The organism is Cryobacterium sp. MDB2-A-1 (genome assembly GCF_004402675.1).
Lineage (GTDB): Bacteria > Actinomycetota > Actinomycetes > Actinomycetales > Microbacteriaceae > Cryobacterium > Cryobacterium glucosi.
In genome coordinates this window covers 240,323-260,077 of record NZ_SOFK01000022.1, presented here as the reverse complement: position 1 = coordinate 260,077, position 19,755 = coordinate 240,323, and the positions used below count along the sequence as shown (strand labels likewise).

General features: G+C 64.8%; 30 protein-coding genes. 1 reads left to right on the top strand and 29 read right to left on the bottom strand.

What is annotated here, in order from left to right; all coding sequences use genetic code 11:
* Window positions 1-4: 4 nt before the first annotated feature.
* The 9 genes from rpsM to E3O39_RS06110 form a co-directional block, all read right to left on the bottom strand.
* Window positions 5-379, bottom strand: a complete 375-nt coding sequence (gene rpsM, locus E3O39_RS06150; RefSeq protein ID WP_134449910.1) for a 30S ribosomal protein S13 — start codon at window positions 377-379, stop codon at window positions 5-7.
* A gap of 160 nt (window positions 380-539) precedes the next feature.
* A complete protein-coding gene (gene rpmJ / locus E3O39_RS06145; RefSeq protein ID WP_035834639.1) occupies window positions 540-653 on the bottom strand; it encodes a 50S ribosomal protein L36 in 114 nt (37 codons plus the stop codon).
* 67 nt (window positions 654-720) lie between these two features.
* On the bottom strand, window positions 721-942 hold the full coding sequence (infA, locus tag E3O39_RS06140) for a translation initiation factor IF-1 (RefSeq protein ID WP_022883252.1): 222 nt from the start codon (window positions 940-942) through the stop codon (window positions 721-723).
* A 230-nt stretch (window positions 943-1,172) separates the two neighbouring features.
* Window positions 1,173-2,324, bottom strand: coding sequence for a mannitol-1-phosphate 5-dehydrogenase (locus tag E3O39_RS06135; RefSeq protein WP_134449909.1), 1,152 nt, complete (start codon window positions 2,322-2,324; stop codon window positions 1,173-1,175).
* Window positions 2,321-2,761: a PTS sugar transporter subunit IIA gene (locus E3O39_RS06130; RefSeq protein ID WP_134449908.1), complete on the bottom strand. Its 441-nt coding sequence runs from the start codon at window positions 2,759-2,761 to the stop codon at window positions 2,321-2,323. The genes E3O39_RS06135 and E3O39_RS06130 overlap by 4 nt, the downstream gene beginning before the upstream one ends.
* The gene (locus E3O39_RS06125; RefSeq protein ID WP_134449907.1) at window positions 2,758-4,248 is read right to left on the bottom strand and encodes a PTS mannitol transporter subunit IICB; all 1,491 of its coding nucleotides are present in this window, start codon (window positions 4,246-4,248) and stop codon (window positions 2,758-2,760) included. The genes E3O39_RS06130 and E3O39_RS06125 overlap by 4 nt, the downstream gene beginning before the upstream one ends.
* 65 nt (window positions 4,249-4,313) lie before the next feature.
* Window positions 4,314-6,014, bottom strand: coding sequence for a phosphoenolpyruvate--protein phosphotransferase (gene ptsP, locus E3O39_RS06120; RefSeq protein ID WP_134449906.1), 1,701 nt, complete (start codon window positions 6,012-6,014; stop codon window positions 4,314-4,316).
* On the bottom strand, window positions 6,011-6,319 hold the full coding sequence (locus tag E3O39_RS06115; protein WP_134449905.1) for an HPr family phosphocarrier protein: 309 nt from the start codon (window positions 6,317-6,319) through the stop codon (window positions 6,011-6,013). Before E3O39_RS06115 ends, ptsP begins: the two co-directional genes overlap by 4 nt.
* 42 nt (window positions 6,320-6,361) lie before the next feature.
* The gene (locus E3O39_RS06110) at window positions 6,362-6,664 is read right to left on the bottom strand and encodes a PTS sugar transporter subunit IIB (RefSeq protein WP_134449904.1); all 303 of its coding nucleotides are present in this window, start codon (window positions 6,662-6,664) and stop codon (window positions 6,362-6,364) included.
* Between the two features lie 154 nt (window positions 6,665-6,818).
* Here E3O39_RS06110 and E3O39_RS06105 point away from each other — a divergent pair, with 154 nt between their 5' ends.
* Window positions 6,819-8,729, top strand: a complete 1,911-nt coding sequence (locus E3O39_RS06105; RefSeq protein ID WP_134449903.1) for a BglG family transcription antiterminator — start codon at window positions 6,819-6,821, stop codon at window positions 8,727-8,729.
* A 20-nt stretch (window positions 8,730-8,749) separates the two neighbouring features.
* On the opposite strand, the gene E3O39_RS06100 is transcribed toward E3O39_RS06105, so the two are convergent.
* The 20 genes from E3O39_RS06100 to rplB form a co-directional block, all read right to left on the bottom strand.
* Window positions 8,750-9,079, bottom strand: a complete 330-nt coding sequence (locus tag E3O39_RS06100; RefSeq protein WP_166787418.1) for a PTS sugar transporter subunit IIB — start codon at window positions 9,077-9,079, stop codon at window positions 8,750-8,752.
* 198 nt (window positions 9,080-9,277) lie between these two features.
* Complete coding sequence (gene map / locus E3O39_RS06095; protein ID WP_134449901.1) at window positions 9,278-10,108, bottom strand: type I methionyl aminopeptidase; 831 nt, start codon at window positions 10,106-10,108, stop codon at window positions 9,278-9,280.
* Between the two features lie 22 nt (window positions 10,109-10,130).
* Window positions 10,131-10,745, bottom strand: a complete 615-nt coding sequence (locus E3O39_RS06090; protein WP_174774563.1) for an adenylate kinase — start codon at window positions 10,743-10,745, stop codon at window positions 10,131-10,133.
* Complete coding sequence (gene secY, locus E3O39_RS06085; RefSeq protein WP_134449900.1) at window positions 10,742-12,064, bottom strand: preprotein translocase subunit SecY; 1,323 nt, start codon at window positions 12,062-12,064, stop codon at window positions 10,742-10,744. Before secY ends, E3O39_RS06090 begins: the two co-directional genes overlap by 4 nt.
* A 94-nt stretch (window positions 12,065-12,158) precedes the next feature.
* Entirely contained in the window at window positions 12,159-12,704 is a 546-nt protein-coding gene (gene rplO, locus E3O39_RS06080) for a 50S ribosomal protein L15 (RefSeq protein WP_134449899.1), read from the bottom strand.
* A complete protein-coding gene (rpmD, locus tag E3O39_RS06075; protein WP_174774564.1) occupies window positions 12,704-12,886 on the bottom strand; it encodes a 50S ribosomal protein L30 in 183 nt (60 codons plus the stop codon). The genes rplO and rpmD overlap by 1 nt, the downstream gene beginning before the upstream one ends.
* Window positions 12,886-13,557 carry a 30S ribosomal protein S5 gene (rpsE, locus tag E3O39_RS06070; protein ID WP_104101028.1) on the bottom strand — a complete coding sequence of 224 codons (672 nt, stop codon included), beginning with the start codon at window positions 13,555-13,557 and terminating at the stop codon, window positions 12,886-12,888. The genes rpmD and rpsE overlap by 1 nt, the downstream gene beginning before the upstream one ends.
* A gap of 35 nt (window positions 13,558-13,592) precedes the next feature.
* Window positions 13,593-13,964 carry a 50S ribosomal protein L18 gene (gene rplR / locus E3O39_RS06065; RefSeq protein ID WP_134449898.1) on the bottom strand — a complete coding sequence of 124 codons (372 nt, stop codon included), beginning with the start codon at window positions 13,962-13,964 and terminating at the stop codon, window positions 13,593-13,595.
* A gap of 2 nt (window positions 13,965-13,966) precedes the next feature.
* Window positions 13,967-14,503, bottom strand: coding sequence for a 50S ribosomal protein L6 (gene rplF / locus E3O39_RS06060; protein ID WP_134449897.1), 537 nt, complete (start codon window positions 14,501-14,503; stop codon window positions 13,967-13,969).
* 6 nt (window positions 14,504-14,509) lie between these two features.
* Window positions 14,510-14,908, bottom strand: a complete 399-nt coding sequence (gene rpsH / locus E3O39_RS06055; protein WP_066597609.1) for a 30S ribosomal protein S8 — start codon at window positions 14,906-14,908, stop codon at window positions 14,510-14,512.
* A gap of 108 nt (window positions 14,909-15,016) precedes the next feature.
* Window positions 15,017-15,616: a 50S ribosomal protein L5 gene (gene rplE, locus E3O39_RS06050; protein ID WP_134449896.1), complete on the bottom strand. Its 600-nt coding sequence runs from the start codon at window positions 15,614-15,616 to the stop codon at window positions 15,017-15,019.
* Window positions 15,616-15,975 (bottom strand): 50S ribosomal protein L24, encoded by a 360-nt coding sequence (gene rplX / locus E3O39_RS06045; RefSeq protein WP_134449895.1) that lies wholly within the window; start codon window positions 15,973-15,975, stop codon window positions 15,616-15,618. Before rplX ends, rplE begins: the two co-directional genes overlap by 1 nt.
* A gap of 3 nt (window positions 15,976-15,978) precedes the next feature.
* Window positions 15,979-16,347 carry a 50S ribosomal protein L14 gene (gene rplN / locus E3O39_RS06040; protein ID WP_134449894.1) on the bottom strand — a complete coding sequence of 123 codons (369 nt, stop codon included), beginning with the start codon at window positions 16,345-16,347 and terminating at the stop codon, window positions 15,979-15,981.
* Window positions 16,348-16,380: 33 nt separating this feature from the next.
* Window positions 16,381-16,680, bottom strand: coding sequence for a 30S ribosomal protein S17 (rpsQ, locus tag E3O39_RS06035; RefSeq protein WP_134449893.1), 300 nt, complete (start codon window positions 16,678-16,680; stop codon window positions 16,381-16,383).
* 2 nt (window positions 16,681-16,682) lie between these two features.
* The gene (rpmC, locus tag E3O39_RS19745) at window positions 16,683-17,027 is read right to left on the bottom strand and encodes a 50S ribosomal protein L29 (RefSeq protein ID WP_134449892.1); all 345 of its coding nucleotides are present in this window, start codon (window positions 17,025-17,027) and stop codon (window positions 16,683-16,685) included.
* Complete coding sequence (gene rplP, locus E3O39_RS06025; protein ID WP_134449891.1) at window positions 17,027-17,446, bottom strand: 50S ribosomal protein L16; 420 nt, start codon at window positions 17,444-17,446, stop codon at window positions 17,027-17,029. Before rplP ends, rpmC begins: the two co-directional genes overlap by 1 nt.
* A 2-nt stretch (window positions 17,447-17,448) precedes the next feature.
* Entirely contained in the window at window positions 17,449-18,210 is a 762-nt protein-coding gene (gene rpsC, locus E3O39_RS06020; protein ID WP_134449890.1) for a 30S ribosomal protein S3, read from the bottom strand.
* A complete protein-coding gene (gene rplV, locus E3O39_RS06015) occupies window positions 18,210-18,575 on the bottom strand; it encodes a 50S ribosomal protein L22 (RefSeq protein ID WP_134449889.1) in 366 nt (121 codons plus the stop codon). Before rplV ends, rpsC begins: the two co-directional genes overlap by 1 nt.
* A 26-nt stretch (window positions 18,576-18,601) precedes the next feature.
* Window positions 18,602-18,883, bottom strand: a complete 282-nt coding sequence (gene rpsS / locus E3O39_RS06010) for a 30S ribosomal protein S19 (protein ID WP_134449888.1) — start codon at window positions 18,881-18,883, stop codon at window positions 18,602-18,604.
* 9 nt (window positions 18,884-18,892) lie between these two features.
* Window positions 18,893-19,732, bottom strand: coding sequence for a 50S ribosomal protein L2 (gene rplB / locus E3O39_RS06005; protein ID WP_134449887.1), 840 nt, complete (start codon window positions 19,730-19,732; stop codon window positions 18,893-18,895).
* Between the last annotated feature and the right edge of the window lie 23 nt (window positions 19,733-19,755).

The window sequence follows — 19,755 nt, the reverse complement described above, 5'->3', positions numbered from 1 at the left end:
AGGCCTAGCGCGCCTTCTTCTTGCCGGCTACGGTGCGCTTCGGGCCCTTGCGGGTGCGAGCGTTGGTCTTGGTGCGCTGGCCGCGGACGGGCAGGCCCTTGCGGTGGCGGATTCCCTCGTAGCTGCCGATCTCGACCTTGCGGCGGATGTCGGCGGCAACCTCACGGCGGAGGTCACCCTCAACCTTGAAGGTTCCTTCGATGTAGTCACGGAGGGCGACGAGCTGCTCGTCGGTCAGGTCCTTGACTCGGATGTTTCCATCGATTTCAGTGTCGGCGAGGGTCTTGAGTGCCCTCGTGCGGCCAACACCAAAGATGTAAGTCAGTGCAACTTCCACGCGCTTATCGCGGGGAATATCAACGCCGGCTAGACGTGCCATTATGGCTTCTCCTGTATATGAGTGGAGGTCTGTAGCAGTGCCCGTTCATCGGCCTCCAACCGATGGTGTCCCCCCTCGCGGGGTTCCTGGCACTGCTATTTTCTGTATTCAGTTGAATCGTTCACCAGGGTGAGCCTGTCGGGTGACAGACTCCCACCGGCTAACCCTGACGCTGCTTGTGACGCGGGTTCTCGCAGATGACCATCACGTTGCCGTTGCGGCGGATGACCTTGCACTTGTCACAGATCTTTTTGACGCTGGGCTTGACCTTCATGGTGTGTCCTTGTATTCGCTGTCTTCGTACCCGCGGAATGCCGCGGGCCGTTACTTACAGCAACTTCTTACTTGTAGCGGTAGACGATCCGGCCGCGAGTCAGATCGTAAGGGCTCAGCTCCACGATCACGCGGTCCTCAGGAAGGATGCGGATGTAGTGCTGACGCATCTTGCCCGAAATGTGGGCAAGAACTTTGTGGCCGTTCGTCAACTCAACGCGAAACATCGCATTGGGAAGAGCTTCGACTACTGCGCCCTCGATTTCGATGACACCGTCTTTTTTGGCCATAACTCACTATCACTAGGTATTGATTGCTGGTCGTGCGGGGATATGGTGCTCTAGACACGCCGCAGGCGACGGCATCAGACACCAAGGATTTACTCTATGGTATGAAGTTGCCTTTTGGCAATTCTTCCCTATAATCCCTTGGCAATTGCTGCTGCCGCCGCCCGTTTCAGTGCGGAATCGTGCTGTTGTGTCGCTTCAGTGCCGATTGTGCTTTTTTGAGCCTGACGGGCCTAGAGCGTGCGCTGCACGCCTTCGACGACGGTGACGACGTCCGAGAAGAGCGGATGCGTCGCGTCGAGCCCGCAGACATCCGTCACGAAGCCCGCGGCCGTGAGGCTGCGGAGCTTGGCCTGGAGTTCGACGCTCTGCTCGTCGTCCGCCACGTCGAAGCGGAGGGCTGCGCCGACCGCCTCGAGCAGTGCCGTCGGGCGGGTGCCGCGTTCGGCGATCTCCGCGGCGGGGCCGATGAAGCGTTCGTGCCTGCTGAGCTTGCGGAGCGGCTGGCGTCCGACGCGCTGCACGGTGTCGGGAAGGGCCGGGTTCTTGAACCGAACCAGGATCTTCTCGCGATAGGCGCGCTGGGCGGCTTCGTCGAGCCCGTGCTTGGCCACCAGGAGGGCGCTGGTCTCCTCCAGGACGCGCCGGGCGCCGTCAAGCACCTCGGGTACCAGGAGGGCGTCCGAGATCTTCGTGACGCCGGCAACGGAGCCGAGGTAGGCGACCGTTGCGTGGCCGGTGTTGACCGTGAACAGCTTGCGCTCGATGTAGGGCGCGAGGTTGTCGACGAAGGTCGCACCGGGGATCACGGGCACGGCGCCGTTGAAGGCGCCGCGCTCGATGACCCACTCGTAGAAGGCCTCGACGGTGACGTCGATGCCACTGCCGTCCGCCTGCCCGGGAACGATCCGGTCGACGGCTGTATTGGCGAAGGCGACGCGGGCGTTGATGGCCGCGCGATCTCCCTCTGCCACGTGGAGCCAGACCTGTTCCGCGAGCACGTCGGTCGCGTTGATCGCGTTCTCGCACGCCATCACGGCGAGCGGGGGCAGCGACGCGTCGCGGGCCGCGAGTCCGGCGGCGATGACCGGGGCCACGAAGCGCAGCACGGTCGGGCCGACGGCGGTCGTGACGATGTCGGCCGTCGCGATCTCCTGGATCAGGGCGGCCTCGTCGGTCGCGCTGTTGATGGCGCGGAAGTTGTCGACCACGCGAGTGGTCGACTCCTCCCCCGCCTCATGCACCGAGTAGGTCGTCGCGGCCTTGAGGGCGTCGATCAGGGAAGCATTCACATCGGCGAAGACCACCTCGTATCCGGCGTCGTGAAGCAGGAGGCCGACGAATCCGCGACCGATATTGCCTGCACCGAAGTGAATTGCTTTCATTCTGCGTTGACCTCCTCGAGGAGAGCGTAAATCTCTCCTGCATTTCCTGCATCGATCAGTTTCTGTACTTCGTCCTCGTCCGAGAAGACGATGGCGATCTTCGAGAGGATCGCGAGGTGCTCGTTGTTGAGCCCCGCGATCCCGACTGCGAACCGGACCGGGTTGCCGTCCCAGTCGATGGGCGTGTCATAGCGGACGAGGGAGAGCGCCGAATGAAGGATCGACTCCTTCGCCTCGTTCGTGCCGTGCGGGATGGCGAGGAAGTTGCCCATGTAGGTCGACACACTCGCCTCCCTGTCGAACATCGAATCGACGTACGCCTGGGTCACTGCACCCGCGGCGACCAGCAGTGCGCCGGCCTCCTTGATGGCGTCGTTCTTCGTGGTGGCCGTTCCCGCGGCCACCACGTTGCCGGGCTCGAGGATCTGATCGGTCACAGTGTGGCCTCTGAGTCCGCCTTGCTCTGGAGCAATTCGACGACCTCGTCGTACTTCGGGCTGTTCATGAAGTTCGACACCGAAACGTGCACGGATGCCGGTGACTTCTGCTGGGCCCTCGCGGTGAGGTCCTGGTGGGTGATGACCAGGTCGGCGGTGCCGTCGAGGTTCGCGATGGCCTGGTTGGTCACCGTGATTCCTTCGATACCGGCCTTCTTGATCTTGTTCCGCAGGACGGAGGCGCCCATGGCGCTTGACCCCATGCCTGCGTCGCACGCGAAGACGATGTTCTTCAGCTGGTGGCCTGCGGCGGCCGCGGTGGCGGCATCCGTGGTGCCCGCAGCGGCGAGGTTGCCGAGGACGCTCGAGGACTTGCCCTTGAGGGCTTCGGTCTTCGCGACGGCCTCGGTGAGGTCGTTGTCGAGTCCGGCGGCGATGTCGCGCTTGCGGCTCGCACGGAGGATGACGGACGCGATCAGGAACGACACGGCCGCGGAGCCGATGACCGAGAGGACGACGCCGACGTAGCTGTCCGGTGCGGTCTGGAGAAGCACGGCGAAGATGCTGCCGGGCGAGGCCGGGGCGCGGAGACCGGTGTGGAACGCGACGTTGATCGCGACGCCGGTCATGCCGCCGCCGATGGTGGCGAGGATGAGGATCGGCTTCATCAGGACGTAGGGGAAGTAGATCTCGTGGATTCCACCGAGGAACTGGATGATGATCGCGCCGGGTGCACTGGCCTTGGCCAGTCCGACCCCGAAGAAGGAGAACGCGAGGAGCAGGCCGAGGCCGGGGCCGGGGTTCGCCTCGATCAGGAAGAGCAGCGACTTGCCGGATTCAGCAACCTGCTGCACGCCGATCGGGGTGAACACGCCGTGGTTGATGGCGTTGTTCAGGAACAGCACCTTGCCGGGCTCGACGAGGATGCTCGCGAGCGGCAGCAGGTTGTTGGAGACGAGCCAGTTGACTCCGCCCTCCAGCATGGTGCTGAAGCCGGTCACGACCGGAGCGATTCCGAAGAACGCGCCCAGGGCGAGGATGGCGCCGAGGATACCCGAGGAGAAGTTGTCCACGAGCATCTCGAAACCGGGGCGGATCTTGCCCGCCCACAGGCTGTCGAGCTTCTTGAGGAGCCAGGCGGAGAGCGGGCCGACGATCATCGCACCGATGAACATCGGGATCGCGCTGCCGACGATGACGCCCATCGTGGCGATCGAGGCGATGACGCCACCGCGGACGCCGTAGACCATCCGGCCACCGGTGTTGGCGATCAGGAGCGGGAGCAGGTACAAGATCATCGGGTCGACCATCTTGGCGACGGTCTCGTTCGGGGTCCAGCCGGTCGGGATGAAGAACGCGGTGATGAGGCCCCACGCGATAAACGCCGCGATATTGGGCATGATCATGCCGCTGAGGAAGGTGCCGAAGCGCTGCACGTGGACGCGCGCTCCGCCTCCGCTCTTCGTGTCAGTTGACGTCGTCGTCATTTCTCTGCCTTTCGTTGTGTGTTCGGGTTGTGATTGCGGGTGAGCGGTGAAACGACTCGCACGGACTAGTCCGTGTGAGAGAAGGTGGCGGCGAGCTTCGTCGCCGCGGCGCGAGCGGATGCCGCGCCGTCTGCCGCGAGGGCGACCGCGGCGAGTTGCCCGGCCTCCTCCGCGCTGAACCGGGCTAGTTCCGCCCGGACGTCGGAGAGTGCCGCAGAGGACATGGACAGGCTCGTGGCCCCCAGTCCGACGAGCACGACGGCGAGCAGCGGGTCCGCCGCCGCCTCTCCGCACACCCCGACCGGTTTGCCGCTGGAGCGGCCTGCTTGGCCGACCTCTCCGATCAGGCGCAGGACCGCGGGGTGCCACGGGTTCTGGTAGCCCGCCACGGAACCGAGGAGACGGTCGGCGGCGAGGGTGTACTGGGTGAGGTCGTTGGTGCCGATCGACGCGAAGTCCGCGTGCTGCAGGATGCGGTCGGCCAGGAGTGCTGCCGAGGGGATCTCGACCATGACGCCGGCCGTCTTGAGCCCGAGCTTGTGGGCGAGTTCCACGAAGTAGGTGGTCTCCTCGACCGTTGCGACCATGGGCGCCATCACCCAGACGTCGGCGTCGGTCGCGGCATCCGCTTCGGCGAGCGCGGTCAGCTGTTCGCGGAGGATGTCTTCGGAGGCGCGCAGGGCCCGGAGGCCGCGGAGGCCGAGTGCGGGGTTCTCCTCCGCTGCGTCGTTGAGGAACGCGAGCGGCTTGTCGCTTCCGGCGTCGAGCGCACGCACCACGACCTTCTTGCCGGGGAAGGCATGCAGCAGGCGTGCGTACTGTTCCGCCTGCTCGAGGATCGTCGGTGCGTTCCGGGAGCCGAGGAAGAGGAACTCGGTGCGGAACAGGCCGACACCTTCCGCGCCCAGTTCGACGGCCCTGGCGGCGCCGTCGGCGGAACCGAGGTTCGCGAGGAGCGGGATCGGGGTACCGTCCCGGAGTCGGCCGGGGCCGGTCGGGGCCTGGGCGCGCAGGGCGCGGGCACGGATGCGGGCTTCGGCCGTTTCGACTTCGGCCTCCGTCGGGGAGACGGTCACGGTGCCGGCTGCGGCGTCCACGATCACGAGGGTGCCGTCGGCGAGGTCGGTTGCCCCTGTGGCGCCGACGATCGCGACAATCGCCTTGTCGCGGGCGAGGATCGCGGTGTGGGAGGTCGGGCCGCCGTCACTCGTGACGAGACCGAGCACGCGGGTGAGGTCGAGCAGCGCGGTGTCGGCGGGGGCGAGGTCATGGGCGACGAGGATGAACGGTTCTTCCTGCTCCGGCACGCCGGGGGCTGCCCGGCCGCCGAGCTGGGCGATGACCCGCTGGGACACGTCGTCGAGGTCTGCCGCACGCTCGGCGAGGTACCCGCCGAGTTCGGTGAGCTGGTCGCGGAAAGTGGAGAAGGCCTCGAACACGGCGCGTTCCGCGGTCTTGCCGGTCGCGAGCCGTTCGGTGAGGTCGTCGACGAGGGTGGGGTCCTCTGCCATCATGGCCTGGGCTTCGAGGACTTCCTGGGCCGCTCCGCCTGCGCGTTCGGCGCGGCCTTCGAGGTCGACGGCGACAAAACGCTGCGCGGCCGCGGCTCGGGCGCCTTCGTCCTCCGGGGTGAGTGCGCTGGGGGTGTCGGTCGGTTCCGGGAGCGGTTCGGGCATCCGCAGCACCCGGCCGATGGCCACGCCCTGGCCGATGCCGGTTCCGGTCAGGTCTGTGCCGGACGTGGCGGATGCCGTCGCGAGGCTCATACCGCGACCCGCGTTTCGGAGGTCGCCGCGTCCGCGGCAGGCAGGTCGTGGTCGGCGGCGAGCAGGGATACGAGGGTGTCGAGGGTGGCACTGGCCCCGTCGTCGACGGTCGCGATGGTGACCTCGTCGCCGTTGCCGAGGCCGAGGGAGATCACGGCGAGGATGCTGGCGGCGTTGACCGCCTTGCCGCCGGCCTTTTCGATGGTGACCTTGACGCCGGAGTCGGCTGCCGCCTTGGTGAAGAGTTTCGCGGGGCGGGCGTGCAGGCCGTTCGCCGAGCCGATTCGAACTGTGCGTTCAATCATCGGTGGGGTTCCTTCCGGTGGAGAGTGGAGTGCTGTACTGGGTCATGCCACGGCTGCGAGCGCCGCGTCGAGTGCTTCGGCTCCGTCGCGGGCCGCGAAGATCGTGTCGGCCAGGAGAGCGCAGCCCACGCCGTGTTCGGCCGCCTGCGCCCGGATCTCGGGGAATCGTGCGGCCAGGTGCGGGCCGACGAGCAGGGCGTCGATGCCGTCGAGGGCATCGGGGAGTTCTGTTTCGCTGGCCGCGGCGACCGTGGCGACCAGGCCACGCTCGGAAATGGTCCGGCGCATCCGCAGCGCGACGAAGGTGCTGGACGCGCCCGCACCACAGATCACAAGAATCCTCATTGACTCAGCCTTTCGGTGTTTCGACTCTTTCAGTTTCGTCCGATGGCCTGGCCCCGGCCAGTAGAGCTGTTTCCGCACCCCCGGAAACACGGCGCGGGAATACCGGAGGGGTGCAGCATGATTGACTAGCTACGACAATGTGGAGTTTTGTGCGATGAGCGACAAACAAACGCGGATGCTGGAGTATCTGTCGCAGACGCCGGTCTGGGTGACCGCCGGCGAACTCGCCGACCACCTCGGGGTGACCCCTCGGACCGTGCGCAGTTACGTGACGAACGTGAAGGCGGCGGCGCATCCGCTCGACGTGATCGAATCGGGGACGGCCGGGTACCGGCTGGATCTCGAGGCGTACGCCGTGTTCCGGTCGAGCCGCAAGCCGGTCGAGCCGGACACCAGGCAGAACCGGCTCTATGCCCTCGTCAGGCGGCTCACCGAGTCGGACAGCGGCCTCGACGTGTACAGCCTCGCGGCGGAGCTCTTCGTGAGTGATTCGACGATCGAGGCCGATCTCGCCCGGGTGCGGTCGCTGCTGCCCGAGACCGGGCTCACGCTCGGGAGGCGCGGCAGCGTCGTGACCCTGGCCGGATCGGAGACGGACCGGCGCCGGCTGCTCAGCCGGATGTTCCGCGAGGAGACCGACCGCGGGATGCTCAACCTCGAGACCATCCAGCGCGAGTTCGCGTCGAAGAGCCTCAGCGCGTTCAAGACCGACCTGATCGCCATGCTCGACGCCCAGGGCTATTTCGTGAACGAGTACGGCACCAACGACGTGCTCCTGCACGTGGCGATCGCCGTCGACCGCGTCACCAAGCGCGCCGCGCCGCTCCCCGCCGAGCCGGAGGCCACTCCCCCTGACGAGATGACCAGGGCCCTCGCCGTGCTCATCAAGCGGCACTTCGACGTCGAGCTCGCGCTCGGGGACCTCGACTACATCGGACTCCTCCTCACCACCCGGGTGATCACGCCGGGTCACGACCAGCCGGCGAAGAAGCTCATCGAGAACTTCGTGCGCCCGGAGGACCTCGACGCGGTCAGGCAGATCGTGACGCAGGCGAGCGAGGAATTCCTCGTCGACCTCACCGAGGAGACGTTCATCGTGCGGCTCACCCTGCACGTTCGGAACCTGATCAACCGCGCCCAGGACCGGTCATTCGCACACAATCCGCTCACCCGGTCCATCAAGACGGGCTACCCGATGATCTACGAGCTCGCGGTGTACATCGCGAGCCAGTTGCAGCGCCAGGAGCGGATCGTGATCAACGACGACGAGATCGCGTACATCGCGATGCACGTCGGCGCGCACCTGCAGCAGCAGTCCCGCCGGGTCGACCTCGTCAGCTGCGCGATCGTCTGCCCGAACTATTACGACATGCACGTCCTGCTGCGGGAACGCATCGAACGTGTCCTCGGCGATGAGCTCGAGGTCGTCTCCGTCGTCACGAGGAGCGACGTGGACTGGAGCGGGCTCGAGGCCGACCTCGTGCTCACGACGATCGATCCGGGCAGCCTCGGCGACGGGATCATCGTCATCCAGCCGTTCCTGACCGAAGCCGACATCGAGCGGGTCCGGAAGGCTGCGAGCCGGGTGCGCCGGCTGCGCAGGCGCGCGCATCTCAAGGATGACCTGCTGCAGTTCTTCGACGCCTCGCTGTTCTCGCACAACTTCTACGCGAACGACGAAAACGCCATGATCCGCGCGCTCGGCGACCGGATGGCCGCGCAGGGCATCATCGAGCCGGAGTACATCGTCGGCGCGATCGAGCGCGAGCTGATGAGTTCGACGGCGTTCACCGACAACCTGGCCGTGCCGCACTCGATGTCGATGACCGCGAACCGCACGTCGATCGCGATCGTGATCAACGACACCCCGATGGACTGGGGCGAGGCTCGGGTCAACGTCGTCGCGCTCGTGGCGTTCAGCGCCGCGGGGCGCAAGAGCTTCCAGGATGTCTTCGACCAGTTCGTCGAGGTCTTCTCCGACCGCAACGACGTGCAGCGGCTGGTCCGCAGGTCGGTCGACTTCGCATCCTTCATCGACGAGCTCGTGCACCTGATGGACCAGTAGCCCTCACGGGGAAACCGGGATCAGGCGCGCAGTTCGGCCCAGCCGCGCGATTTGAACGCGTAGATGGCGAGGTTGAGTGCCTCGTCGCCGTTCTGGGAGGCGAACACGGTGTCGGGCAGGAGCGCGACGCCGACGCCCCGCTTGATCGCCTCCGCGCGGATCTTCTCGTAACGCGGGGCCAGATACGGGCCGACGAGCAAGACGTCGATCGGGTCCAATGACCCGGGAAGGTCGGATTCGCTGCCGGCGTGAACCGTTAGTTCGAGACCCCTGGCCTCACCTGTGTGGCGGATGCGATGGGCGACGAAGGCGCTGGACGCCCCGGCACCGCAAACTACGAGAATCCTCATTGACCTGCTCATTTCTTCGGCGGGCTCTGCCCACTTCCATCTTCCCGCTAATCAGGGCCTTTGGCTAGCGGATGCCGCGCCCCGGCGCGCCGTCTCCCGCCCGCGAGAGTACACTTTTGGCCCTTAAGACCGGGTCTTAAGGGCCAAAAATGCGCTCTCGCGGAGGTACGCGCGCGTGTTGGGGCGGCGGAGGGGTGGTTAGGGGATGGGGACGGGGATGACGCCGAGGGGGGCGAGCTGGGCTGCGCCGCCGTCCTCGGCGGTGAGCACCCAGATGCCGTCCTTGTGCACGGCGACGCTGTGCTCCCAGTGCGCGGCCGCGAGGCCGTCACTCGTCGCGACGGTCCAGTCGTCGTCGCGGACGAAGGTGTCGATCGATCCGAGCACGACCATCGGCTCGATGGCGACGACGAGTCCGGGCTTGACCTCCGGTCCCTTCTGGCGCACCCGGTAGTTGAAGACAGGAGGGGCTTCGTGCATGGACCGGCCGATGCCGTGGCCGACGTAGTCGGTCAGGATGCCGTAGCTGCCCTGCGACTCGATGTAGTCCTCGATGGCGTCGCCGACCTCGTTGAGGTACCGCGCCTCAGCGAGGCGGGCGATCCCGTGCCACAGGGACTGCTCCGTGACGTCGGAGAGTTTCTGGCGTTCGGCCACGACCTCAGGCCTGCTCGGGTCCGGGATCACGAAGCTGAAGGCGGCGTCACCGTTCCAGCCGTCGAGGATCGCGCCGCTGTCGATCGAGACGATGTCGCCAGGGGCGAGGACACGGGCGCCCGGGATGCCGTGGACGACGTCCTCGTTCACGCTCGCGCACACCGTGTGGAAGTAACCCTGCTCGAGCTTGAAGTTCGGCAGGCCGCCGCGAGCCACAATTGCGGCCTCTGCGGCCGCATCGAGCTCGAGGGTCGTGACACCGGCCCGCATCAGAGCGCGGGCCGCGTCGAGGGACGCGGCGGTCGCGAGGCCCGGTGCGATCATCAGCCGCAACTGTGCCGGCGACTTGTAGATGGATCGACGAAGGCTCATTGCCTGGTTCCCCGCAAACGGATCAGGACGCGCTCGGTGCGTCCGTGTTGATGTCGACGGCGTGAAGCTCGCGCTCCGCGAGGGCACTCAGAATGCGCTCGGTCACCGCATCGACGGCACCGAGGCCGTCAACGGTGACAACGAGCCCGCGGGCCCCGTACACGTCGATAAGCGGAGCGGTCTGCTCCGAGTAAACCTCGAGACGGTGACGGATGACGTCGGCCGTGTCGTCCGCTCGGCCCTGTTCGGCCGCGCGCTTGAGCAGACGGGCGACGACCTCGTCGGTGTCCGCTGAGATCTGGACGACGGCATCGAGTGCGGTGCCTTCGGCGTCGAGCAGGCGGTCGAGCTCGTGCACCTGTTCGAGCGTGCGCGGGTAACCGTCCAGGAGGAAACCGCCAGCGGCATCCGCCTGGGCGAGCCGGTCGGCGACGATCTCATTGGTCAGCGAGTCGGGCACGTAGGCGCCCTTGTCCATGAACGCCTTGGCTTTGAGGCCGAGTTCGGTCTGGTTCGTCACGTTGAAGCGGAAGATGTCGCCGGTCGAGACGGCGGGGATACCGAAGGCAGCGGCCAGGCGAACCGCCTGGGTGCCCTTGCCGGCGCCGGGCGGGCCGATCACGAGCAAGCGGGTCATCGGAGAAGCCCTTCGTAGTGACGCTGCTGCAACTGGGAGTCGATCTGCTTGACCGTCTCGAGGCCGACACCAACGATGATCAGGATGCTGGCGCCGCCGAACGGGAAGTTCTGGTCGGCTCCGATCACCGAGAATGCGATCAGCGGCAGCAGGGCGATCAGGCCGAGGTAGAGCGCACCGGGCAGGGTCACCCGGGTCAGCACGAAGTCGAGGTACTCGGCCGTGGGGCGTCCGGCACGGATGCCGGGGATGAATCCGCCGTACTTCTTCATGTTGTCGGCGACCTCTTCCGGGTTGAAGGTGATCGCGACGTAGAAATAGGTGAACCCGACGATGAGCAGGAAGTACATCAGCATGTAGAGCGGGTGGTCGCCCTTGGTCAGGTTGTTCGTGACCCAGGAGACCCACGCCGCCGGGGCCTGTCCGGCAGCCGGCTGGTTGAACTGCGCGATCAGGGCCGGCAGGTACAGCAGCGAGGACGCGAAGATCACAGGGACGACGCCGGCCATGTTGACCTTGATCGGGATGTACGTGTTGTTGCCGCCGTAGGTGCGTCGTCCGACCATCCGCTTGGCGTACTGCACCGGGATGCGTCGTTGCGACTGTTCGACGAACACCACGGCCGCGACGACCAGCAGTCCGACCGCGATCACGATCAGGAAGGTGTCGAGGCCCTTCTGGTTGAGGATCGAGCCGAGGGAGTTCGGGAAGCGGGCCGCGATGGACGTGAAAATGAGGAGCGACATGCCGTTGCCGATGCCGCGCTCGGTGATGAGCTCACCCATCCACATGATGACGCCGGTGCCTGCCGTCATGGTGATGACCATGAGCATGATGGCGTACCAGGCGTCGTTGGTGATGAGCTGCGAGCACTCGGAGCTGGAGGAGGTGCCGAACAGCGCACCGCTGCGGGCGACCGTGATGAGCGTCGTCGACTGGAGGATGCCGAGGGCGATCGTGAGATAGCGCGTGTACTGGGTGAGCGTGCTCTGCCCGGACGCGCCCTCTTTGTAGAGGGTCTCGAAGTGTGGGATGACCACGCGCAGGAGCTGCACGATGATCGAGGCCGTGATGTACGGCATGATGCCGAGCGCGAAGACCGACAGCTGAAGCAGCGCGCCACCGCTGAACAGGTTGACGAGTTCGTACAGGCCACTGGTGCCCTGGTTCGCCGCGAGACACGCTTGCACGTTTCCGAAGTCCACAAAGGGAGAGGGGATGAACGAGCCCAGTCGGAACAGAGCCACGATACCGAGGCTGAATCCGATTTTCTTGCGAAGGTCGGGCGTGCGGAAGATCCGCGCTATGGCGCTGAACAAAAGGCCTCCAGTTACTAACGTGAAACGAGCCTGCCGGGGCCGCTATCGAATGAACGATGGCGACGCCCGACAAGCTCGATCAGCGTCTACGGACTTACTTGATTGAGCCACCCGCGGCGACGATCTTCTGCTCAGCTGAGCTGGAGACCTTGTCGACCGCAATGTTCAGCTTAACGGCAATTTCACCGTTACCGAGCACCTTGACTTTTTCGTTGTCACGAACGGCGCCCTTGGCGACCAGGTCGGCGATGGTGACATCGCCACCGTTCGGGTAGAGCTCGGCAAGACGGTCGAGGTTGACGACCTGGTACTCGACGCGGAACGGGTTCTTGAACCCGCGCAGCTTCGGGGTACGCATGTGCAGAGGCATCTGCCCACCCTCGAAGCCGATGCGCACGTTGTAGCGTGCCTTGGTGCCCTTGGTGCCACGACCCGCGGTCTTACCCTTGGATCCTTCACCGCGGCCGACGCGCATACGGTCCTTCTTCGAACCGGGAGCGGGGCGAAGGTGGTGGACCTTCAGCACCTGCTCGCGCTTCTCAGCGGGTGCAGTCTTCGCGGCGGCAGCCTTGGGGGCAGCCTTCTTTGCGGTGGCGGGCTTGGTTGCTGCCTTGGCGGCAGCGTCCTTCTCGTCAGCCATTAGTCAATCTCCTCGACCTTCACGAGGTGAGCAACCGTGTTGACATAGCCGCGGTTCTGCGAGTTGTCCTCGCGGATCACGACAGCGCCAATGCGCTTGAGACCCAGGCTGCGAAGCGTGTCGCGCTGGTTCTGCTTCTCACTAATTTTGGACTTGATCTGTGTCACTTTGAGGCGAGCCATCAGGCACCTGCCTTTGCTGCCGCTGCTGCAGCAGCAGCCGCGGCGTCGGCGCGCAGGAAACGGGCCGGGGCCACGTCTTCGTACGCGAGGCCACGACGGGCGGCAACGGCACGCGGCTCTTCGAGCTGGTGCAGTGCCTCGACGGTGGCGTGGACGATGTTGATGGTGTTCGACGAACCGAGCGACTTGCTCAGGACGTCGTGGATGCCGGCGCATTCGAGCACGGCGCGGACGGGGCCACCGGCGATAACGCCGGTACCGGCAGCGGCGGGACGCAACAGGACAACGCCCGCTGCGGCTTCGCCCTGGACGGGGTGCGGGATCGTCAGGCCGACGCGGGGAACGCGGAAGAAGTTCTTCTTCGCTTCCTCGACGCCCTTGGAGATAGCGGTCGGGACCTCGCGGGCCTTGCCGTATCCCACGCCGACGAGTCCGTTTCCGTCACCGACGACGACGAGGGCGGTGAAGCTGAAGCGACGACCACCCTTCACCACCTTGGAAACGCGGTTGATGGTGACAACGCGCTCCAGGAACTGGCTCTTGTCGGCGTCGCGGCTTCCGCGATCCTTGTTCGGGTTGCGCTCACGGCCACCACGACGAGCCTCACGAGGCTCGTTCTGTGCCGGAGCGGTTGACGCAGCGGTTTCGACGGGTGCCTCAGCGGCCACCACGGTCTCCTTGGCTGCTGTGTTACTGGTTTCAGCGGTCACAGGTTCAATCCACCCTCTCGAGCTCCCTCGGCGATGGCAGCGACGCGTCCCGCGTACTTGCTGCCGCCACGGTCAAATACGACGGCGTCGATACCGGCGGCCTTCGCGCGCTCGGCGACGAGTTCACCGACCTTACGGGCCTTGGCGGTCTTGTCACCATCGAAGGTGCGCATGTCCGTCTCGAGCGTGGATGCCGACGCAAGGGTGAAACCCTTGCTGTCGTCGACGACCTGCACGAAGACGTGGCGAGCCGAACGGGTGACGACGAGACGGGGACGAAGCTCCGTCCCAACGACCTTTTTGCGAAGACGTGTGTGCCTGCGTCCGCGGGCAGCGGCCTTGCTCTTACCTCTAGTTCCGAGACCCATGGTTACTTACCACTCTTTCCGGCCTTGCGGCGAACAATCTCGCCGGCGTAACGCACACCCTTGCCCTTGTAGGGCTCAGGCTTGCGAATCTTACGGATGTTGGCGGCGACCTCGCCGACGGCCTGCTTGTCGATGCCACCGACCGTGAGGCGGTTGACGCCCTCGACGGTCAGGGTGATGCCGACGGGCGGCTCGATGAGGACCGGGTGTGAGAAGCCAAGGGCGAACTCGACCGCGGTGCCCTTCTGGGCGACGCGGTAACCGGTACCGACGATCTCGAGGCCCTTGGTGTAACCCACGGTCACCCCGATGATCTGGTTGGCGATCAGGGTGCGGGTCAGGCCGTGCAGCGAACGCGATGCGCGCTCGTCGTCCGGACGGGTGACGACAACGTGGCCGTCTTCGATCGACACCTGGATCGGGTTGGCGACGGTGAGCGCAAGCTCACCCTTCGGGCCCTTGACGCTGACGAGGCGGCCCTCAGTGGCAACCGTGACATCCGCGGGGATCGGGATGGGGAGTCTTCCAATACGTGACATTGTCGACTACCACACGTAGGCGAGAACTTCTCCGCCTACGCCCTTCTTCTCGGCCTGACGGTCGGTGAGCAAACCGCTGGAGGTGGACAGGATGGCAACGCCGAGGCCACCGAGAACGGTGGGGATTTCGGTCGACTTTGCGTACACGCGCAGGCCGGGCTTGGAAACCCGCTTGATGCCGACGATGGAACGCTCGCGGTTCGGACCGAACTTGAGGTTCAGCGTGAGGGTCTTTCCGACCTCTGCATCCTTGACATCCCAGGCGGAGATGTAACCCTGCGCCTTGAGGATGTCTGCGATGTGCGCTTTGAGCTTGCTGTGCGGCATCGACACTGTGTCGTGGTACGCCGAGTTAGCGTTGCGCAGTCTGGTCAGCATGTCTGCGACCGGATCTGTCATTGTCATTTGTGGTGCCTTTCTCGCCTGGTTTCGTTCATCCGTTACACGGGTGACGACCTTGGTCGTGGTGGGGCTGGACGGTTGTCCAGCCCCAGGGTTTAAAACTAGCCGGTACTACTTGGTGTTCTCGGCCGTCTGGAAGGGGAAGCCAAGCGCCTTGAGCAGCGCACGGCCTTCTTCGTTGTTCTTGGCGGTCGTCACGATGGTGATGTCCATACCGCGAAGACGGTCGATCCGGTCCTGGTCGATCTCGTGGAACATGACCTGCTCGGTGAGACCGAAGGTGTAGTTGCCTGCACCGTCGAACTGCTTGTCCGAGAGGCCGCGGAAGTCACGGATACGGGGAAGGGCGAGGCTCAGAAGCCGGTCCAGGAATTCCCACATGCGGTCGCCGCGGAGGGTGACGTGGGTTCCGATGGGCTGTCCTTCGCGCAGTTTGAACTGCGCGATGGACTTGCGGGCCTTGGTGACCTGCGGCTTCTGGCCGGTGATCTTGGTGAGGTCGGAGACGGCGCCATCCATGATCTTGCCGTCGCGAGCTGCCTCGCCGACACCCATGTTGACGACGATCTTCACGAGGTTCGGAATCTGGTGAACGTTCGTGAAACCGAGCTCGGTGGAGAGCTTGGCGGAGATCTCGTCGCGGTACTTCTGCTTGAGACGCGGAAGCGTCTTGACGGGCGCTTCGCCCGCAGCAACGATCGTGTCGGTCATCAGAGGTCCTTCCCTGACTTCTTGGCGTAACGGATGCGGACCGTCTTGGTGACGCCGTCCTTCGTTACCTCTTCGATGCGGACGCCGACGCGAGTCGGCTTCTTGGTCTCCGGGTCGACGATGGCCACGTTGGACGCGTGGATCGGCGCCTCCATGGTCTCGATGCCGCCGGTCTTGGTGCCGCGCTGGGTCTGGCCGACACGAACGTGCTTCGTGACGAAGTTGATGCCCTCGACGAGGACACGGTTCTTCTCCACGAGCACGGCGATGACCTTGCCCTGCTTGCCACGGTCGCCGCCGCGTGCCTGGCTGCGGCCGCTGATGACCTGTACGAGGTCACCCTTTTTGAGTCTGGCCATGATTTAGATAACCTCCGGTGCCAGCGAGATGATCTTCATGAACTTCTTGTCGCGAAGCTCGCGACCGACCGGTCCGAAGATTCGGGTGCCCCGGGGGTCACCGTCGTTCTTCAAAATCACTGCGGCGTTCTCATCGAACTTGATGTACGAACCGTCTGGACGACGGGTCATCTTCTTGACGCGAACGACGACGGCCTTGACGACGTCGCCCTTCTTGACGTTTCCGCCCGGGATCGCGTCCTTGACGGTGGCGACGATGGTGTCACCGAGGCCTGCGTAACGACGACCGGAGCCACCGAGGACGCGGATGGTCAACAGTTCCTTGGCACCCGTGTTGTCGGCAACCTTGAGTCGTGATTCTTGCTGAAGCACTTTTTATACCCTTCTATCAAGTAAGCGCGAGGCTTACTTGGCCTTCTCGAGGATCTCGACCAGGCGGAAGCGCTTGGTGGCGCTCAGCGGACGGGTCTCACTGATCAGGACCAGGTCTCCGACGCCGGCGATGTTCGCCTCGTCGTGGACCTTCAGCTTGGACGTACGGCGGATGACCTTGCCGTACAACGGGTGCTTCACGCGGTCTTCGACCTCGACAACGATGGTCTTGTCCATCTTGTCGCTGGTCACGTAGCCGCGCAGCGTCTTCCGGTAGCCGCGAACGAGAGCTTCTGCCTCGGCTGCGACGACCGTTTCGTCAGTCTTCGCCATGACTAGGCCTCCTTCGTTTCGACGGCCTCAGCGACAGCATCCGTTTCGGATTCTGCAGCCTTAGGGGCCTTCTTGGGCTTCTTCTCTGCCTTGTCGGCCTTGACGGCCGCTTCGACCGGTGCGGGCGTCGGGCGAATGCCCAACTCGCGCTCACGGAGAACCGTGTAGATACGAGCGATGTCGCGCTTGACCGCGCGGAGGCGGCCGTGGCTTTCAAGCTGACCGGTGGCCGACTGGAAGCGCAGGTTGAACAGCTCTTCCTTGGCCTTCTTCAGCTCGTCGAACAGTCGTTCGTTTTCAAAAGTGTCGAGCTCGACTGAGGCGAGCTCCTTGGATCCGATCGCCATTATGCGTCGCCCTCCTCGCGCTTGATGATGCGTGCCTTCAACGGCAGTTTGTGAATGGCGCGGGTGAGCGCTTCCTTGGCGACGATGTCAGTGACACCGCCGATTTCGAAGAGCACACGACCCGGCTTCACGTTGGCGACCCACCACTCCACAGAACCCTTACCGGAACCCATGCGGGTTTCGGCCGGCTTCTTGGTGAGCGGGCGGTCAGGATAGATGTTGATCCAGACCTTGCCGCCGCGCTTCATGTGACGGGTGATCGCGATACGAGCGGACTCGATCTGACGGTTGGTCACATACGCGGGGGTGATGGCCTGGATGCCGTACTCGCCGAACGACAGCTCGGTGCCACCGGTTGCGTGGCCGGTACGGCCCGGGTGGTGCTGCTTACGGTGCTTGACTCTGCGTGGAATCAACATGGTTATGCCTCAACTCCTGCTGCAACCGGCGCCGCGGCCTCTGCGCGGGGCGCACGGCGGGGTCGGTCGTCACGACGCTCGGGGCGGGACGACTTAGCGTTGGCCTGCTCGCGGGCGAGTTCCTTGTTGGTGATGTCGCCCTTGTAGATCCAGACCTTCACGCCGATGCGGCCGAAGGTGGTCTTGGCTTCGTAGAAGCCGTAGTCGATGTTCGCACGCAGGGTGTGCAGTGGCACGCGTCCCTCGCGGTAGAACTCCGAGCGGCTCATCTCAGCGCCGCCGAGACGACCGGACACCTGGATGCGAACACCCTTGGCGCCGGCGCGCTGGGCGCCCTGCAGGCCCTTGCGCATCGCGCGGCGGAAAGCCACACGAGCGGAGAGCTGCTCTGCGATGCCCTGGGCAACGAGCTGGGCGTCGACCTCAGGGTTCTTGACCTCGAGGATGTTGAGCTGGATCTGCTTGCTCGTGAGCTTCTCGAGGTCGGAGCGGATCCGCTCGGCCTCGGCGCCACGACGACCGATCACAATGCCCGGACGGGCGGTGTGAATGTCGACGCGAACGCGGTCACGGGTGCGCTCGATCTCGATGCGCGAAACTCCCGCGCGGTCGAGGGTCGTGCTCAGCAGGCGGCGGATCTTGACGTCTTCAGCGACGAAGTCGCTGTAACGCTGGCCCGGCTTCGTGCTGTCAGAGAACCAACGCGACACGTGGTCGGTCGTGATTCCCAGACGGAAGCCATACGGGTTTACTTTCTGACCCATTACTTCGTACCCTCCTCAGGAGTGGCGAGCACAACAGTGATGTGGCTCGTACGCTTCTTGATCTGGAATGCGCGACCCTGTGCGCGGGCCTGGAAACGCTTGAGGGTCGTACCCTCATCAACGAATGCCTGGCTCACGAAGAGGTCCTGCTCGTCCAGGTATGTGTTCGCTGCATCGGCCTTGACTCGTGCATTCGCGATGGCCGAGGCCACCAGCTTGTACACCGGGTCGCTGGCGCCCTGCGCTGCGAACTTCAGGATTCCCAGGGCCTCGTGGGCCTGCTTGCCGCGGATCAAGTTGACGACGCGACGAGCCTTCTGGGGGGTAACGCGGATGTGACGCACGCGTGCGATCGACTCCACCATTTCTTCTCCTCCTTCACGTCACCGCGTTAGCGGCGACGGCCCTTCTTGTCGTCCTTCACGTGACCACGGAAGGTGCGGGTGGGCGCAAACTCGCCGAGCTTGTGCCCGACCATGCTCTCGGTGACGAACACCGGGATGTGCTTGCGTCCGTCGTGAACCGCGATGGTGTGCCCGAGCATGTCGGGGATGATCATCGAACGGCGCGACCAGGTCTTGATTACGTTCTTGCTGCTGGCTTCATTCGCCCGGACAACCTTGCGAAGCAGGTGGTCGTCAACGAAAGGGCCTTTCTTGAGACTGCGTGGCATCGTCTACTCCTACTTACGCTTCTTGCCGACAGTACGGCGACGAACGATGAGCTTGTCGCTTTCCTTGTTCGGGTGCCGGGTACGGCCTTCTTTCTGGCCCCAGGGGCTGACGGGGTGACGTCCACCGGACGTCTTTCCCTCGCCACCACCGTGCGGGTGGTCGACCGGGTTCATGGCAACACCACGAACGGTCGGGCGAACGCCTTTCCAGCGCATCCGGCCGGCCTTGCCCCAGTTGATGTTCGACTGCTCGGCGTTGCCGACCTCGCCGATCGTGGCGCGGCAGCGGGCGTCGACGTTGCGGATTTCTCCGGACGGCAGGCGCAGCTGGGCGTAGATGCCATCCTTCGCAACGAGGCGAACCGACGAACCGGCGGAGCGGGCCATCTTGGCACCGCCGCCCGGACGCAGTTCGACCGCGTGGATGATGGTACCGGTGGGGATGTTCTTCAACGGCAGGTTGTTGCCGGGCTTGATGTCAGCACCCGAACCCGACTCGATGATGTCGCCCTGGTTCAGCTTGTTCGGGGCGATGATGTAGCGCTTGGTGCCGTCAACGAAGTGCAGGAGCGCGATGCGCGCCGTGCGGTTCGGGTCGTACTCGATGTGAGCGACCTTGGCGTTGACGCCATCTTTGTCGTTACGACGGAAGTCGATGAGACGGTACTGACGCTTGTGTCCACCACCGATGTGACGGGTGGTGATGCGACCCTGGTTGTTACGGCCACCGGTCTTGGACAGGGGGCGAAGCAGGGACTTCTCCGGGGTCGAACGGGTGATCTCTGCGAAGTCCGCAACAGATGAACCGCGACGACCAGGAGTCGTGGGCTTGAACTTACGAATAGCCATTTCTTATTCCTCTAGTCCGCGCC

Excerpts from the sequence above, each read along its gene's own strand:
- rplF (WP_134449897.1), bottom strand. The coding sequence starts at position 14,503 with ATGTCACGTATTGGAAGACTCCCCATCCCGATCCCCGCGGATGTCACG.
- rpmC (WP_134449892.1), bottom strand. The coding sequence starts at position 17,027 with ATGGCGATCGGATCCAAGGAGCTCGCCTCAGTCGAGCTCGACACTTTT.
- E3O39_RS06110 (WP_134449904.1), bottom strand. The coding sequence starts at position 6,664 with ATGAGGATTCTTGTGATCTGTGGTGCGGGCGCGTCCAGCACCTTCGTC.
- rplR (WP_134449898.1), bottom strand. The coding sequence starts at position 13,964 with ATGGGTCTCGGAACTAGAGGTAAGAGCAAGGCCGCTGCCCGCGGACGC.
- map (WP_134449901.1), bottom strand. The coding sequence starts at position 10,108 with ATGAGCCTTCGTCGATCCATCTACAAGTCGCCGGCACAGTTGCGGCTG.
- E3O39_RS06090 (WP_174774563.1), bottom strand. The coding sequence starts at position 10,745 with ATGACCCGCTTGCTCGTGATCGGCCCGCCCGGCGCCGGCAAGGGCACC.
- rpsQ (WP_134449893.1), bottom strand. The coding sequence starts at position 16,680 with ATGGCGAAGACTGACGAAACGGTCGTCGCAGCCGAGGCAGAAGCTCTC.
- E3O39_RS06125 (WP_134449907.1), bottom strand. The coding sequence starts at position 4,248 with ATGACGACGACGTCAACTGACACGAAGAGCGGAGGCGGAGCGCGCGTC.
- infA (WP_022883252.1), bottom strand. The coding sequence starts at position 942 with ATGGCCAAAAAAGACGGTGTCATCGAAATCGAGGGCGCAGTAGTCGAA.
- rpsM (WP_134449910.1), bottom strand. The coding sequence starts at position 379 with ATGGCACGTCTAGCCGGCGTTGATATTCCCCGCGATAAGCGCGTGGAA.
- rplB (WP_134449887.1), bottom strand. The coding sequence starts at position 19,732 with ATGGCTATTCGTAAGTTCAAGCCCACGACTCCTGGTCGTCGCGGTTCA.
- E3O39_RS06115 (WP_134449905.1), bottom strand. The coding sequence starts at position 6,319 with ATGATTGAACGCACAGTTCGAATCGGCTCGGCGAACGGCCTGCACGCC.
- E3O39_RS06105 (WP_134449903.1), top strand. The coding sequence starts at position 6,819 with ATGAGCGACAAACAAACGCGGATGCTGGAGTATCTGTCGCAGACGCCG.
- ptsP (WP_134449906.1), bottom strand. The coding sequence starts at position 6,014 with ATGAGCCTCGCGACGGCATCCGCCACGTCCGGCACAGACCTGACCGGA.
- rplV (WP_134449889.1), bottom strand. The coding sequence starts at position 18,575 with ATGGTGGAGTCGATCGCACGCGTGCGTCACATCCGCGTTACCCCCCAG.
- rplO (WP_134449899.1), bottom strand. The coding sequence starts at position 12,704 with ATGGCTGACGAGAAGGACGCTGCCGCCAAGGCAGCAACCAAGCCCGCC.
- rpsH (WP_066597609.1), bottom strand. The coding sequence starts at position 14,908 with ATGACAATGACAGATCCGGTCGCAGACATGCTGACCAGACTGCGCAAC.
- rpmD (WP_174774564.1), bottom strand. The coding sequence starts at position 12,886 with ATGGCTCGCCTCAAAGTGACACAGATCAAGTCCAAAATTAGTGAGAAG.
- E3O39_RS06100 (WP_166787418.1), bottom strand. The coding sequence starts at position 9,079 with ATGAGGATTCTCGTAGTTTGCGGTGCCGGGGCGTCCAGCGCCTTCGTC.
- rpsC (WP_134449890.1), bottom strand. The coding sequence starts at position 18,210 with ATGGGTCAGAAAGTAAACCCGTATGGCTTCCGTCTGGGAATCACGACC.
- rpmJ (WP_035834639.1), bottom strand. The coding sequence starts at position 653 with ATGAAGGTCAAGCCCAGCGTCAAAAAGATCTGTGACAAGTGCAAGGTC.
- rplX (WP_134449895.1), bottom strand. The coding sequence starts at position 15,975 with ATGGCCAGACTCAAAAAGGGTGACCTCGTACAGGTCATCAGCGGCCGC.
- rplE (WP_134449896.1), bottom strand. The coding sequence starts at position 15,616 with ATGACCGACACGATCGTTGCTGCGGGCGAAGCGCCCGTCAAGACGCTT.
- E3O39_RS06135 (WP_134449909.1), bottom strand. The coding sequence starts at position 2,324 with ATGAAAGCAATTCACTTCGGTGCAGGCAATATCGGTCGCGGATTCGTC.
- rplP (WP_134449891.1), bottom strand. The coding sequence starts at position 17,446 with ATGTTGATTCCACGCAGAGTCAAGCACCGTAAGCAGCACCACCCGGGC.
- rpsS (WP_134449888.1), bottom strand. The coding sequence starts at position 18,883 with ATGCCACGCAGTCTCAAGAAAGGCCCTTTCGTTGACGACCACCTGCTT.